This window comes from Virgibacillus aidingensis (genome assembly GCF_010994035.1).
GTDB lineage: Bacteria > Bacillota > Bacilli > Bacillales > Amphibacillaceae > Virgibacillus_N.
Genome location: NZ_WIXN01000011.1, coordinates 44,906 through 59,803, shown reverse-complemented (window position 1 = coordinate 59,803; position 14,898 = coordinate 44,906). Strand labels below are relative to the sequence as shown.

Here is a 14,898-nt window from a genome sequence, read left to right as displayed (position 1 = left end):
ACGAAAACCCGTTGAAAATGGTGTCAAAACAAGTCGATGAAAAAAATATTATTTTATGTCATGAATATTCAACTGTATTTTTCAAACAAAAGTTCAATTTTTTCATAATCTCTGCTGCTGTAATACTCCATTAATTCCTTATAAAAATCCACCATGTAATACTGTGAATCAATGGTTCTGGAAAACTCGTCCAACAGCTGCCATATCTTAACAAGCAGCCTGTTATCTGTTCGATTTACAAGATAATAGAAAAATTCCCTGTGTCTTTCGGGCGGTTCCATCGTTGTATGTTTGCTAATTCTGTTTAATTCTTCTATATCCTTTTCATTTAAGTTGGGATAAGCAAGCTTAGCAGCTTCTTTTTCCAGAAGCTGCTTTACTAATAACAAATCATGTCTGGTATTATGGTCCTGCAAAACAAATGAGGCCAGCAGTTCAACTGTTTTGTATGGCCGGTATGTCCGCAAAAAAGTTCCTTCACCATGCTTTGTTTCAATTAAACCCAATAATTCCATTGCCCTCAAAGCTTCCCTGACAGATGACCTGCCTCGATTCAGTTTCTCGGCCAGTTCCCGCTCAGAAGGGAGCTTATCCCCAGGCTCAAGTTCGTTGTTTTCGATAAATTTGCGGATTTCCAGCAGAACACTCTGGTATACTTTTTGTTTAGGTGACATGGGCACAGCCATGGTTCACTCCTTTAAAAGTCTTTATCAATCTGTGTTAATTGTCTTGTTTTCTCTGCTACCTCTTCCGGATCCACTTCGATTCTGGCCACTCCTGATTCCATGGCAGCTTTTGCCACACTTTTGGCAACATTTGGGGCTACCCTTGGATCAAATGGAGCCGGGATCACATAGTCTGTATTAAGTTCATCATCAGAGATGAGGGAGGCAATCGCATGGGCTGCAGCCACTTTCATGCGTTCATTGATTCTTGTTGCCCGTACATCCAGGGCCCCCCGGAAAATCCCCGGAAAAGCAAGTACATTATTTACCTGGTTCGGAAAATCGGATCTTCCTGTCCCGATCACTTTCGCCCCGACCTCTTTGGCATCATCCGGCATGATCTCCGGATCCGGGTTGGCCATGGCAAAAATAATTGGATCCTCATTCATTTTTCCTACCATTTCCTTCGTTAACGCTCCGGCAACAGATACGCCAATAAACACATCTGCCCCCTCGAGTACTTCATCAAGGCTTCCCTTTTCGTTATTAACATTAGTATACTCGGCTACTTTTTCTTTTACTTCATTCATCCCTTCAGGCCGCCCTTTGTATATTGCGCCCCTGGAATCACTCATGATCATGTCTCTGACGCCAAAATGATACAGCAGCCTGGTAATAGCTATTCCTGCTGCCCCGGCTCCGCTCACAATTACTTTAATATCGGAAAATTCCTTTTCCGTAAGCTTTAAAGCATTGATTAAACCTGCAAGTGTTACGATAGCTGTTCCATGCTGATCATCGTGAAAAATCGGGATGTTCGTTTCTTTTTTTAACCTGTCCTCAATTATAAAACAATTTGGTGCAGCGATATCCTCCAAATTGACTCCGCCAAATGTCGGTTCCATTAGTTTTACTGTTTCTACAATCTCATTTACGTCATGTGTATCAAGACAAATCGGAAAGGAATCCACTCCCGCAAAGCTTTTAAACAATACGGATTTTCCTTCCATTACAGGCAATGCAGCTTCCGGCCCAATATTTCCAAGCCCAAGGACGGCTGACCCATCACTTACAACTGCTACCATATTTCCTTTCATGGTATAGTCATAGACCGTTGATTTACGATCGTGAATTACCTTGCACGGTTCCGCCACCCCAGGCGAGTAAGCCAGGCTTAAGTCCCTTGCATTGCGTACCGGTATTTTTGAATTCGTTGTCAGCTTTCCTTTATTCACTTTATGCAGATGTAATGCTTCATCTCTTAAACTAGCCATTTATTACCTCGCTCCTTTGCCCTGAAAAAATGAAATATTACTCCCATTATCTCATTTATAATAGTTTTTTTAACCTTTCAAACATTCTCAGTCAACAGCTTTAGAATTGCAAGCATAATGCATTTACCTTCAAATTTAATTTATGTTGCAAAAGTGGTCAGACCACCCTTAACTTCTCCATTATAACAGATCAATCTCACGTGTAAAGGATGGATCCCGGCTCATTTTTGATTTATTCTTTTTCTTTCTGCAATACGACTGCATCTTTTCCGAAATGTTTGCGTAAAGCAAGCAAGCATTCAGCAGCAGGCCGGATAAAATATTCTTCTTTCAGCTGATAGGTTTTCCGCGTAGTTTCATCAAAAAGTATGATAGGTGTCTCACCGGGATGCTGATAAGCGGTTTGTTTGATAAAGTTCAGGCTTTGTTCCTGCTCATGCTCCGGCAGTTTGATAAATAATCTCTGTTTAGTATTTTTTTCAAGCTGTGCTGCTTCAAATGGTTGAATTTTTGATAGAATCCACTGCATTCGGTTATTTCGTTTTTCCGGTTTTCCCTGAACCATAATCAGATTTTCTTCTTCAAGCATCTGTTTGGTATTCCGGAAAAGATCCGGGAATACAACTGCTTCCATTTCATCCGTTTCATCACTAAGCGTAAGAAATGCCATTGGATCTCCCCGCTTCGTCCGGATCGTTTTCACTTTATCGATGATAGCCGTGCTTTTTTGTTCTTTCCCGGCTGTCCGGTATTTGGCGTGACTCATTGTAATATACCCGTTCTTTCTCAATTTGGCCCGGTACCTTTCCAGTGGGTGGCTAGAGATATAGATACCCAGAAGATCTTTTTCATCAGCAAGCTTTTTCATATCCGAGAAGTCTTCTATGTCCACATAGCTTGTTTCCAATTCCAGCTGGTCACCAAACAGGTTAGGCTGATCCTGAAATTCCCTGAACAGCTCCCCCTGTTCAATGGCGGGATCTATCGAGGCAAGCAGGCTCGCCCTGTTCGGGTGAAGCGCATCAAACGCACCAGCCATAATTAACAGCTCGATCGTCTGCCTGTTTACAATACTTGAAGAGACGCGAAGGCAGAAATCGGATAAATTCCTGTACCGTCCATTCTTCCTAACCCGGAGGATCTCTTGGATAGCTTTATTGCCAATTCCCTTGATGGATAATAATCCCATGCGAATTCCGTGATCCTCCACTGAATATTTGCCAAAGCTTTTATTTATTGATGGGGGTTTAAAAGGAATATTGAGCTCTTTTATTTCCCGTCTGTACAGCTGGATTTTGTCGTGCTGATTTGCCACTGAACTGAGTAACTCCGCAAAAAAATGGGCTGGATAATGCGCTTTTAAATAGGCAAGCTGATAGGATATTTTGCTGTAGGCTACTGCATGGCTGCGGGGGAACCCGTAATTGGAAAATTTAACGATCCATGCAAAAATCTCTTCGCCAATTCTTTTTTCATACCCATTTTGAATACATCCTTCAATAAATTTCTCCTTTTGATCATCCATTACTGCCTGTTGCTTTTTGCTGACAGCCCGCCGCAATAGATCCGCTTCTGCAAGGGTAAACCCCGCCATTCGATAGGCAATTTGTATAATCTGTTCCTGATAAACAAGCACCCCGTAGGTTTTTCCCAAAATAGGAGCAAGAGCCGGATGCGGATAGCTTACAGACTCCTGTTCATGCTTGCGCTTTATATAGACAGGAATGTTTTCCATCGGTCCCGGCCGGTATAACGCATTAACTGCAACCACATCTTCAAATTCAGTCGGTTTTAATTGCTTTAAAACATTTTGCATTCCCTGCGATTCCAGCTGAAATATGCCATTTGTCTTCCCTGAACGCAACAGCTGAAATGTTTTTTCATCTGCTGCCGGAAGCTCATGCAGTGCTATTTTTTTCTTTGTGGAAAAATAAATGGATTGGACCGTTTTTTCCAGAAAAGTTAAATTTCGAAGTCCTAATAAATCAATTTTAAGTAGCCCAAGTGCTTCAAGATCATTCATGGAAAACTGGGTTAAATTGCTCTCGTTTGCTCCAATCGTCAAAGGCACATACTCAACAAGCGGTTTTTCCGTAATGACAATACCTGCTGCATGAGTGGAAATATGCCTAGGGATACCTTCCAGCTTAGCGGCTATAGAAAGCAGCATTTTTAACTTTCGGGACTGCTTTATATATACTTTTACATCTCCATCAAATGCTTTCACCATTTCAGGAATTCGCTTGTTCGGAAAGGAAGCTGCCTGTTTTAAAATAAAATTCGCGTCTTCCTTGTCTATAGCAAGTGTTTTTATCAACTCACGAATAATCGATCTGGCAGCAAATGTGCCGAAAGTAATGATTTGGGCTACATGTGCTTCCCCATACTTCTTACGGACATACTCTATCACTTCATCACGGCGGATATCAGAGAAATCCACATCGATATCCGGCATTGTAAGCCGCTCCGGATTCAGAAATCTTTCAAACAATAAATCGTATTTAATCGGATCCACATCCGTGATACCAAGTGTATATGCCACTAAAGAACCTGCGGATGATCCCCTGCCGGGACCCACTACAATAGAATGTTCCTTTGCAAAATGGATAAAATCAGCCACGATTAGAAAATAATCACTAAACTGCATGGATCGGATGACTTCAAGCTCATATTCCAGCCTCTCTGTGATTTCGGGGGTAATTTTAACATACCGCACCTCCAGATTTTCCATGCATTTTTTCCGTAAATACTCATAGGCATCTAAACCGCCGGGAACAGGGAAAGAGGGCAGTCTTCGCCGATTGAAATCAAACGTAATGTTGCAGCGATCTTTGATCCGTTCTGTTTCTTCCAGCAATTGCGGCCAGACAGAAAAAGCCTCCTTAACTTCTTCGGTTGAAGCTAAATGATGTTCAGGACCGCTTGCGGTCTTCCTTTTCCCTTCCCATGTAATCCCCTGCTTCATCGCCTGCAGGCAATCATATGCCATGTAATCTTGATGATTTAAATAGCGTACATCTTGAATGGCAGTGAATTTCACGCCGTGTTTTCCGGAAACTGTTTTGAGCTTTTCCAGTAAATCTTTTTCCTGTTTCATCTCATGGGAGCTCACGCCAACATACCAATCAGGAAATGCCTGCTGCCGTTTATCCGCATAGGAGCGGAAAGCGTCATTTTCTTTAGTTGCCAAAATATTTTTTAAATTATCTGTCAGAGGAAAAATCGCAACCAGGTTTTCTGCATTTATTTTCAGCTCTTCCCATTCCAGGAAGGCTTTTTCATTCTTATTTAAATATGTACTGATGTTAACCAGCTCTTTATAGCCTGCATTATTTTTTGCAAGCAGAATGCAAGTTTCCTGCTGGTTATGTTGTTCTTCCAGGTTAACGGTCAAGCCGATGATTGGTTTTATGCCATTATTGACACAGGCCCTGTAAAAAGGTATGGCACCATAAAGAACCTGCTCATCTGTCAATGCAAGGGCATCGAAATTCAGTTCTTTTGCCTGATCAATCAGTTTATCAATTTGGATCGTGCTTTTCATTAAACTGTATGCACTACGGACTTGTAAATGTGTAAAAGACATGACTTCCCGCCTTTTGTTAATAATGTCTCCTTCTATTATAGCAATGAAATAAGAACATGCATACGGATTTGCTGATTACTGATCATAACTTGTCTTACGAAATCATAAAATAAATGGAATAGCCCTCAGAAGGAGTGGGTGCTTTATGATCGAAGAACGTTTTTTTGCAGCCTTCATTCATTGTTACTTTATTGCATTCGGGGTTGTAATCGGCGGAGCAATTATCGGCAGTATTGGTGATTTTGCCACCGGGGATGGCACATTATCCTCCATCGGACGCATTGCGAAAAGACTTAGAATATGGGCGATTGCAGCAGCGATCGGCGGTACATTTGACGCATTCACCAATTTTGAAAAGGGCATTTTTGAAGGCTCCACTATGGATATTTTTAAACAGGCAATGATGATTGTCTCTGCGATGGGTGGGGTAAAAACAGCCATGATCTGCATTGAATGGCTGATACAGGAGGATTTGTCCTGATGCATATTCCTCCCTTTTACAAAAAACCAACCTGGCAGCGATTTTTTGCCGGTACGCTCATTGGCGGAATTCTCGCTTACGGTGTATTTCTTTATATGTACGGCTCTATGTTTGAAGAAATGCTTGCCCAGAACCGGGCTTTCCAGGCGGAAATAAATGATTTGGAAAATCAGAATGAAGCATTGATTCAGGATATGGAAGAACTCAGCGATAATTCAGAAAAAATATTGCGGGTAGAAACCATTGAGGTAACGATCGCCAACAGTGAGCAATTGGGTCTGGACCGGCTGCTCATTCATGATTTGGAGGAAATGGTGAAACAGGAAGTAGATCATATTATCGGGCAGGATCTTTCCGTTATCGGGCAAAGTGACATGCTCCTTGAGTCCACCATTAAAAATAAGGATTATATCATTGATGACTTTCATTATAAACTGGAAGTAAAACTATTGACTATCTGGGAGACTGTCCGGATTACGGTGGAAGCAACCATGACTAATTAAGTATTACAGCCAAAACCTTGACACATCAATGTGAACAATAAATGAAACTTTCACACGGTATATAGCCAAATAGCATCATTTCCTATAAAATATAAATTAGGGAAAGCGTCAATTTTCATATATATGCATACGGTAGTAAAATGAAAGGAGAGATTTATATGTTGAATAAAAGAAGAATTCGGGATGAAAAAATCCGCCAGCTAAAAGCCGGGCGAAATGCCTATGCGGAATCACATGAACTTATCCGTTTAATCAAACGGGATATAGAACGGGAAAATTTACATGTACATTATGATACAACAAGAACCGGCTGCTGGTTTATCCCTCTGCCAAATACGGAGGACAAAAAAAGCAGCTGACATTCAATTGATAAGTGCCGATTTCCTTGGGGAATCAGCGCTTTTTTTGTAGCTAAGGAATTTATAGAAATAAGAAGCAGTGGATAAGCTCACAACGTTTTTTAGCCACGCCCGGCTCCAGCGCTCAACGATAGTAAATCTTTACAGTGGGACAGGCATATAGTGCAGTCCCGATTGGGGAGCAACGGAACGGGCGTTCAGTGAATTCCGGAAGTACTGTTTTCCTGAGCTAATATGGTAGATTGCCCGTTTTCCAGTACTTATTCAGCGTTTTGACTCAGTTTGTTTTCACCCTGGTTGTTGCTTTTTAATTTAACCTAAGTTAGCTGCGATAACGTTCCCTAATACCGGCTGAAACATTTCTTTTAATTCCTGTATTTCCGGCAAGCTTCTTCTATATCCCCCATAAGCCGATCCGCTTCCTCCCACGAATAAATTGTGGCGCCCGAAGCAAGTGGATGGCCACCGCCATTGTATTTTTCTGCAATCTCATTAATAACCGGGCCTTTGGAGCGTAAACGGACCCGGATTGCATCTTCCTCCTCAATGAAAAACACAGGAGCAAGAATGCCATCAATGTCTCCCAAAACACTGACCAATTGACCGGTTTCCAGGGAGGCCACACCATATTCATCTAAAATTTCCTGTGTGATTCTGACAGAACAGGAACCGTTCGGGTTTAATTTAAAGGACTGTAATATATACCCTTTTAACCGGGCAACATTATCTTTTATCCGGTACAGATTATTATATAAAGCAGTGCGGTCAAATTGGTAGGATACCAGTTCCGCCGCGTAAAGAAATGTTTTATTTGTGCTGCTCGGAAACAAAAACCTTCCCGTATCGCCGACAATTCCTGCATACAGCAGCCTTGCCGCTTCATCGTTTACTTGAAGGCCCGACTCTTTGCACAATTCGTAGATTATTTCACTGGTAGAACTTGCATCCGTATCAATAAAATAAATATCCCCGTATACGTCCACATTCGGATGATGGTCTATTTTAATAAGCCTTTCTCCCAGCTGATAGCGGTTATCGCTGATTCTCCCGGTATTTGCTGTGTCACAAACGATAACCAATGCATTTTCGTAAACTTTATCCTCTATTTCATCCATACGGATTAAAAAAGTAAAGGCAGGATCTTCTTCCCCGACTGCATACACTTTTTTATCAGGATACGTTTCTTTAATAATTTCCTTTAATCCTCCTTGAGAGCCGAGGGCATCCGGATCAGGCCGTACATGGCGGTGAATAATAATGGTATCATATGCTTTAATTGTGTCTATTATTTGTTTCATCTTCATATTTTTTACCCCTATCTATGTTTCTCTCTGGCATTCTCCCTTGAAAATGGTACAATATATTATGGTATTTAATTACTACTTAGGAGAGATTACATGGTTATTTTTCCAATTATTATCGTTATAAGCATTGTATTATATGTTTATTATAAAGTAGCGATTTTAAAAAGCAATGATGGACTGACTCAATCGTATTTTAATGCTAAATCCCGACTTTGTCTTGGCAGTCTGGTGTTTTTTTTCGGTATAAATCAATACTTATTCTATTTGACGCAGTTTTCATTATTCGTCGGAATAGTTCTCGTATTACTCGGGGGCTATATGCTTTATGACAGCGTCAAACAAGTAAAGCATTACAGAAATGAATGGAAAAGATTAAACGCATAGCTTCCTGCCCCCTGTTTCATGGAAACAGGGGATTTTCAATAGGAGGAGTTCAACGGAAGCTTATTCCAGGTTTTTGAGATAAGCCGGATTTACGGGAAGAAACAGACAGCATCAGCGGTCAATTAATTGAGCCATAATTAATGCTTTTCCTACCGTGTTGTCTCCATGGTATACTTCTACATCCAGTTTGGCATACAAGCGGCCAACCTCCATCAGCGTAGGTTTTATCCTAATCTTACTCTCAATTTGCACAGGCTTAATAAAATAAACTGTTAAATTCTCTGCCACGAGATCTCCCTTTTTATAATATCTTAAGAGTCTGTTGCTCGCCTCTGTAATAAGTGCCGTGAAAACCCCGTTGGACAATGTTCCGAGATGGTTTGTCATTTGCGGGGTAACCTCTGTTTCATAGATCGTTTCATCTTCGTCCGTCTCATCCAGATTTTGCGCAACAATATCCTCGATTGTTTCTCCCATTTGCGGCTGCCGCTGAAGCTGCTGCAACGCCTTTAGCACATCCTGCCTGGAAATAATACCCTTCAGCCGGGAAGACTGATCGACCACCGGAACTACTTCAATCCCTTCCCAGACCATCATTCTCGCTACCGAAGCAAGAGATGTTTTGGTTTGCACCGTCTGCGGGTTTTTACTCATTACTTTGTCAATAAATACATTACTCGGCTTACTGATAATATCCTTCGAAGTAACCATGCCGACAACCCGATTATTGTCATCCACAACAGGAAACCGGGTGTGTGTTGATTTTTCATTCAACTCGTAAAACTGCTCAATCGAATCCTTCATATGCAAATAATAAGCATCATCATATGTTGTATAAATATCATCTACAAATACAATTTCTTTTTTAATAAGCTGATCATAAATTGCTCTATTAATCATGGCAGCCACAGTAAACGTATCATAGCTCGTGGAAATGATCGGAAGCTTTTTTTCATCGGCAATTTCCTTAATATGATCCTCTGTATCAAACCCGCCGGTAATTAATACGGCTGCTCCTTCATTTAATGCCAGTTCATGCGCCTTTACACGGTTTCCCACAATTAACAGGGAATCTGCTTCTGTATAGCGCATCATTGCATCCAGCTGCATGGCACCGATAACAAATTTATTTAAAGTTTTATGCAGGCCTTCCCTGCCGCCAAGGACTTGTCCATCGACAATATTAATCACTTCCGCAAAAGTCAGTCGTTCAAAGTTCTCCCTTTTCTTCCGTTCAATACGTATAGTCCCTACCCGTTCAATCGTACTGACAAGCCCCTGATTTTCCGCTTCTTTAATTGCCCGGTAAGCTGTTCCATCACTTACATGCAACTGTTTCGCAATTTGCCTTACGGAGATTTTGTGGCCGACAGGTAAGGATGTAATATGCTGGATAATCTGTTCATGCTTTGTTGCCATTGGACGACACCAACCTTAAACTGTACTAGTACATTCAATTATTTTAATTATACAGTTTGAGGACGAGAAACTCAATTCTCAGCTGTCTGGCGTTCCCTTACCTCTTCTTGTTCCATAACCGGAGGTTTTATCATTTGCAAAAGTGTTGCAAAGTTGGCACCTGCAACAAGAAGAAAAAACATCAGCCATGCCGCCCAAAAAATATGTTCAACCATCGTGGTGGCGTAAGGAATGGCAGGCCAGGCAAAATAGAGAAAAAATCCGGCAAGCAGAATTCTTAAAATAGCGTATTGCCGCATAGCAATTACCACCTCTTTTGTTTACTTTTTAATATGGTATGTGTGCAGGTAAGATTTCATGACGGGGAAGTACATTGGTTTTTATTAATTATTTAACAGGCATCACCATATATGAAAATACCAGCTTAAGAGTTCATCACCGTGAAAATATGTAACAAGAGAGGCAATAACAATGAAAGGGCCAAAAGGAACCGGCTGTTTCCCGTTAACAGTTTTTCCTGCTAATAGTAGAGATCCGGCAATGGTGCCAATCAATGCAGAAAGAAAAAAGGTCATAAGGATCTTTTCCGTTCCAAGCACAATACCCAGCAGACCAAATAGCTTCATATCTCCTGCTCCCATACCTCCCCTGCTGATGATTATAATCAATGCCAATGTTAAAAAGCCTGTTAAAGCACCTGCCAATGATGACCACCATGGTTCAAGGGGTTCCAGTATCCGCAATATGATAAATAAAGGAAGGAAAAAGAGCAGCACACTATCAGGGATAACCATGTATTTCAAATCAGACACAAGAATGATCATGAGCATGGAAACCAACAGTAATGCAATAATTAATTCTGTTTGCCATCCAAGCAAATGAAAACTCCATGCAAATAATATTCCTGAAGTACATTCGACCAAAGGGTAAATAAAAGATATTTTCCCGTTACAGTTTCTGCACCTCCCATGCTGAATAAAAAAAGAAAAAACAGGTATATTTTCAATAAATGTTAACGGTTTTCCGCAATGAGAACACCTGGAGCGATCACTGGTAAATGAAAGTTTTTCAGGAAGCCGTAAACCAACCACATTAAAAAATGAGCCAAATACCACTCCCAATATAAAAAATAGCATGATGGACAAAACTGTCATTTGTTGCCTCCTTATGCATACTTGTTTGAAAGGTATAATTGAAATTTAAATATTCGGTTTGCAAAAATGGGAGAAAATAAACAGACGTAGTAACCCTAAGCCAATTACTCCGGGTAATACACATTGATTTACTCATGTTAAAAAGGTTAAAAAAATAAATTTGCGGGGAAATTAAGGGGGTTCTCCATATGTTATAAACTCGTGAGCCGTCCGGACCCACGAGTATGATTAAACTTAAAGTTCCATTTCGTCTCCAATTTTCATTACTTTTCCTTCTCCGGTTTTTACTTTGTTTACGAAAGCTTCAGGGTCTTGTTCTATTACCGGAAATGTATTGTAATGAATCGGCACCACTGTTTTAGCCTGGATCCAGTCAGCTGCAACAAGTGCATCCTCCGGTCCCATGGTAAAATTATCACCGATAGGAACAAAAGCTAAATCAATGTCATGCATATCACCAATCAATTTCAGATCAGAAAATAATCCGGTGTCGCCAACATGGTAGATGGTTTTTCCATCAATGGTGAGTAGAATTCCATAAGGCATACCACCGTATACTACAGTGCCATCTTCATCAGTAAAAGAGGAACTGTGAAAAGCCTTGGTAAATTTCACTGTGCCGAAATCAAATTCGTGCTTGCCGCCAATATTCATAGGATGGGCGTTTAACCCCTTTGTACCAAAAAAATCGGCAAGTTCTGGTGACGCAACGATCAATGCATTTGTTCTTTTTGCAATGGGGATTGTATCACCAACATGATCATTGTGGCCATGCGTAAGTAAAATGACATCTGGATCTACAGTATCGGCATCCAAATCACATGCTTCATTCCCTGAAATAAACGGGTCGATTAGAATGGTGTGGGATTTTGTTGCCACTTTTACTACGGAATGTCCATGATATGATACTCTCATTCATAATCCTCTCCTTACAAAGATGTTACTGTATATATTCTCTAATACCCTTGCAAATCCCTTTCCCGTTCAGCAATTTTTTTATGCTTTTTTGTTCATTTTTTCTTTTAATGCTTCCAATTCTTTATCGACCGGACTGTCTTTCAGGTTTTCTATCTCCTGATCCAAAGAACGGGAGGCATGGGAAAAGTCTTCTGAGGTTTCTGCTTCTGCTTCATATTGCAATACTTTTTCTTCCATCCGTTCAAACCCTTGGCGGGAACGGTCACTGCCTATATTCGAAAGGGTGCGGTTCATTTTTGTTCTTGTTTTGGCACTTTCTGCACGAGCTTTTAAAGAATCCTTTTTCGCTTTCATCTGGGTATATTCTTTTTTCATCTCGTTCAGTTTATCCTTCATACTGTCCGTATCCTGTTTTGCCTTTTCCCAGGATTCAAGCAGCAGCTCCGCCTGTTTCTGGTTTTCCTGCTTGCTCTCCAGTGCTTTTCTTGCGAGGTCTTCTTTATCTGCTTCCATTGCTTCTTCAGCCTGTTTTTGTCTTTTTTTCACCATGGCTTCAGCATCATTTGCTTTTCGCTTCAGCATTTTCTCACTGGCAATTTGTTTGGAAACGGCTTGTTCAGCTTCATGGATATCATTTTCCATATCACGCATAAACTGCTCCAGCATCTTCACAGGATCTTCTGCTTTATCCAGCATGGCATTCCATTCTGAGCTTACCACGGTCTTAATACGATTAAAAAATTTAAACATCTATAATCCTCCTCGTTATTTTTATGCCTATATTCTTTTAGTACGATTATTCCCCAAAAAAAGTTTCACGAAAATACAAATTTGTTTATGTTTGCTATAATAGCGTTATTACATAAATAGGGGGAATTTCATGGCAAAACGAATTAATCAATTACTTGGAAAAATGAAGGAAAGTAATATGGACAGCATGTTTATTACTTCACCCGCAAATTTCTATTATGTCAGCAACCATCTTACAGATCCGCATGAACGTCTCATTGGCATTTATATCAGTCCATCACGTGATCCATTGCTGGTCGTGCCTGCCCTGGAAAAAGAAGATGCCAAAAGTGCCGGCTGGGATTATGACATCATCAGCTACTTTGATCATGAGGACCCATGGCAATTGCTGTCGGATCAATTGCTCAGGGATGATGAAAAACCGGAAGTAATTGGCCTGGAGCATGATCATCTCACGTTGGAACGTTATTATAAGGTAAAAGAGATTCTGCCCCGTACAGCTATTACAGATGTACAGGAATTACTTGCCTCTGTCCGGGTCATAAAAACAGATGAGGAATATGCAAGGCTGAAACAGGCAGCTGAATTGGCTGACTTTGGAATAGAAACAGGAGTTAAAAGTATTCGGGAAGGCGTCAGCGAGCTGGAGATCATTGCCAACATAGAATATGAACTGAAAAAGCAGGGAATCCAGCAAATGTCTTTTGAAACGATGACATTATCCGGTGCAAAAACAGCTTCCCCGCACGGAACACCGACAATGAAAAAAATTGAGCCGGGTGATATGGTATTATTTGACCTCGGCGTAGTTTTTGAAGGCTATTGTTCAGATATTACCCGCACCGTAGCGTATAAGTCGATTTCAGATGAGCAACGAAACATTTATGAAACCGTGCTGGCTGCTGAGAAGAAAGCAATTGAAGCAGCACAAATCGGCAATGCTGTCGGCAAACTGGATCAAACAGCAAGAAATCATATTGAGCGTGCCGGCTATGGTGAATATTTTAACCATCGAATCGGGCATGGCCTGGGGATAGAAACGCATGAATACCCATCCATGCACGGCAATAATACGCTTGCTATAGAAGCAGGCATGTCCTTTACCATTGAACCTGGTATTTATGTTCCGGGTCAAGGCGGTGTACGTATTGAAGATATGGTGTTTACGACGGAAAAAGGGCCTGAACAGCTGACAAAATATCCTAAAGAACTGCAAATTATAGATGGGTAGCATTTTTTCGCTCTATATAAAGCACAGAGAATTGCAATAGAAGCTTTCTCTGCAGCAGCTCCTGCAGAGAAAGCTTCTTTATATTAATTTTTTTGGTTATTAAAAGTGTGCACGTTTTTATTGTTGTGCATTTCTTCAATCACACCGCTTTGATAGCTTTCATTTAATTGATTCTGTACTGCAGCCACTCCTTCGTTATCCTCAAAAATCTGTTGGGGTCGCTTGTTATTTTTCTTTTTTGCCATCAAATCACCTCCGTTTTTATTTTGTCCATAATGCTGTAACAATTCCATGAATTATTTTACCAATGTCAGCAAATTGTGATTGTTTCACAAAGTGTTAGGGTATATAATATAAGTGAAGGGAGAGATGTAATATGAAATACAATCAGATTATTGTTGCTGTTGACGGTTCAGAAGCATCCGAGAAAGCATTTAAAAAATCATTGGACATCGCCCGGCAATATAATGCAAGATTAATACTTACGCATGTGGTGGATTCCCGTACTTTCGCAACAGCAGAAGCCTATGACCGCACATTGGCTGAGCGTGCAGAAGAGTATGCCAAAGAGCTTTTGGACAGTTATGTGGATAACGCCAAGGCAGCTGGTGTAACAGATTTGGTTCGTGTAGTTGAATATGGCTCTCCAAAAGTAAAAATTGCAAAAGACATTGCAGAAGACTTTAAAGCAGACTTAATCATCTGCGGGGCTACAGGGATGAACGCCGTAGAAAGATTTTTAATCGGAAGTGTCTCCGAAAGCATCGCCAGATACGCAGCCTGTGACGTACTCATCGTCAGGTAATGGGACGAAGGGACAGGCACACTGTCCCTTTGTTGGGAGTGGAAATACACTATAGAATATAGTTT

16 protein-coding genes are annotated in these 14,898 nt (G+C 40.8%); 6 read left to right on the top strand and 10 right to left on the bottom strand.

Annotated elements, in window-relative coordinates; translation table 11 throughout:
* Window positions 1–68: 68 nt before the first annotated feature.
* The 3 genes from GHD25_RS11025 to dnaE form a co-directional block, all read right to left on the bottom strand.
* The gene (locus GHD25_RS11025) at window positions 69–686 is read right to left on the bottom strand and encodes a FadR/GntR family transcriptional regulator (RefSeq protein WP_240452321.1); all 618 of its coding nucleotides are present in this window, start codon (window positions 684–686) and stop codon (window positions 69–71) included.
* A gap of 11 nt (window positions 687–697) precedes the next feature.
* Window positions 698–1,939 carry an NADP-dependent malic enzyme gene (ystJ, locus tag GHD25_RS11020; protein WP_164216775.1) on the bottom strand — a complete coding sequence of 414 codons (1,242 nt, stop codon included), beginning with the start codon at window positions 1,937–1,939 and terminating at the stop codon, window positions 698–700.
* A 232-nt stretch (window positions 1,940–2,171) separates the two neighbouring features.
* A complete protein-coding gene (gene dnaE / locus GHD25_RS11015) occupies window positions 2,172–5,525 on the bottom strand; it encodes a DNA polymerase III subunit alpha (RefSeq protein ID WP_164216773.1) in 3,354 nt (1,117 codons plus the stop codon).
* 148 nt (window positions 5,526–5,673) lie between these two features.
* Between dnaE and ytrH the strand changes: the two genes are divergently transcribed.
* The 3 genes from ytrH to GHD25_RS11000 all read left to right on the top strand — a co-directional run bounded on the left by ytrH (window position 5,674) and on the right by GHD25_RS11000 (window position 6,868).
* Window positions 5,674–6,006: a sporulation membrane protein YtrH gene (ytrH, locus tag GHD25_RS11010; protein ID WP_276207824.1), complete on the top strand. Its 333-nt coding sequence runs from the start codon at window positions 5,674–5,676 to the stop codon at window positions 6,004–6,006.
* A complete protein-coding gene (ytrI, locus tag GHD25_RS11005) occupies window positions 6,006–6,509 on the top strand; it encodes a sporulation membrane protein YtrI (protein WP_164216769.1) in 504 nt (167 codons plus the stop codon). Before ytrH ends, ytrI begins: the two co-directional genes overlap by 1 nt.
* A gap of 158 nt (window positions 6,510–6,667) precedes the next feature.
* Window positions 6,668–6,868: a hypothetical protein gene (locus GHD25_RS11000; RefSeq protein ID WP_240452313.1), complete on the top strand. Its 201-nt coding sequence runs from the start codon at window positions 6,668–6,670 to the stop codon at window positions 6,866–6,868.
* A 365-nt stretch (window positions 6,869–7,233) separates the two neighbouring features.
* Here GHD25_RS11000 and GHD25_RS10995 read toward each other — a convergent pair whose 3' ends face one another.
* Window positions 7,234–8,172: a DHH family phosphoesterase gene (locus tag GHD25_RS10995; protein ID WP_164216767.1), complete on the bottom strand. Its 939-nt coding sequence runs from the start codon at window positions 8,170–8,172 to the stop codon at window positions 7,234–7,236.
* A gap of 93 nt (window positions 8,173–8,265) precedes the next feature.
* Here GHD25_RS10995 and GHD25_RS10990 point away from each other — a divergent pair, with 93 nt between their 5' ends.
* The gene (locus GHD25_RS10990) at window positions 8,266–8,556 is read left to right on the top strand and encodes a YtpI family protein (RefSeq protein WP_164216765.1); all 291 of its coding nucleotides are present in this window, start codon (window positions 8,266–8,268) and stop codon (window positions 8,554–8,556) included.
* Between the two features lie 111 nt (window positions 8,557–8,667).
* Here GHD25_RS10990 and GHD25_RS10985 read toward each other — a convergent pair whose 3' ends face one another.
* The 5 genes from GHD25_RS10985 to GHD25_RS10965 all read right to left on the bottom strand — a co-directional run bounded on the left by GHD25_RS10985 (window position 8,668) and on the right by GHD25_RS10965 (window position 12,797).
* Entirely contained in the window at window positions 8,668–9,975 is a 1,308-nt protein-coding gene (locus GHD25_RS10985) for a DRTGG domain-containing protein (protein WP_164216763.1), read from the bottom strand.
* A 71-nt stretch (window positions 9,976–10,046) separates the two neighbouring features.
* The gene (locus GHD25_RS10980; RefSeq protein WP_164216761.1) at window positions 10,047–10,274 is read right to left on the bottom strand and encodes a hypothetical protein; all 228 of its coding nucleotides are present in this window, start codon (window positions 10,272–10,274) and stop codon (window positions 10,047–10,049) included.
* 102 nt (window positions 10,275–10,376) lie between these two features.
* Window positions 10,377–11,129, bottom strand: coding sequence for a prepilin peptidase (locus GHD25_RS10975; protein ID WP_164216760.1), 753 nt, complete (start codon window positions 11,127–11,129; stop codon window positions 10,377–10,379).
* 234 nt (window positions 11,130–11,363) lie between these two features.
* Window positions 11,364–12,044 (bottom strand): metal-dependent hydrolase, encoded by a 681-nt coding sequence (locus GHD25_RS10970; RefSeq protein ID WP_164216758.1) that lies wholly within the window; start codon window positions 12,042–12,044, stop codon window positions 11,364–11,366.
* An 81-nt stretch (window positions 12,045–12,125) separates the two neighbouring features.
* Complete coding sequence (locus tag GHD25_RS10965) at window positions 12,126–12,797, bottom strand: PspA/IM30 family protein (protein WP_164216756.1); 672 nt, start codon at window positions 12,795–12,797, stop codon at window positions 12,126–12,128.
* A gap of 130 nt (window positions 12,798–12,927) precedes the next feature.
* Between GHD25_RS10965 and GHD25_RS10960 the strand changes: the two genes are divergently transcribed.
* On the top strand, window positions 12,928–14,028 hold the full coding sequence (locus GHD25_RS10960; protein ID WP_164216754.1) for a M24 family metallopeptidase: 1,101 nt from the start codon (window positions 12,928–12,930) through the stop codon (window positions 14,026–14,028).
* An 83-nt stretch (window positions 14,029–14,111) separates the two neighbouring features.
* On the opposite strand, the gene GHD25_RS10955 is transcribed toward GHD25_RS10960, so the two are convergent.
* A complete protein-coding gene (locus GHD25_RS10955; RefSeq protein ID WP_164216687.1) occupies window positions 14,112–14,321 on the bottom strand; it encodes a hypothetical protein in 210 nt (69 codons plus the stop codon).
* A gap of 83 nt (window positions 14,322–14,404) precedes the next feature.
* On the opposite strand from GHD25_RS10955, the gene GHD25_RS10950 reads away from it, so the two are divergent.
* On the top strand, window positions 14,405–14,833 hold the full coding sequence (locus GHD25_RS10950; RefSeq protein WP_164216752.1) for a universal stress protein: 429 nt from the start codon (window positions 14,405–14,407) through the stop codon (window positions 14,831–14,833).
* Window positions 14,834–14,898 lie beyond the last annotated feature (65 nt).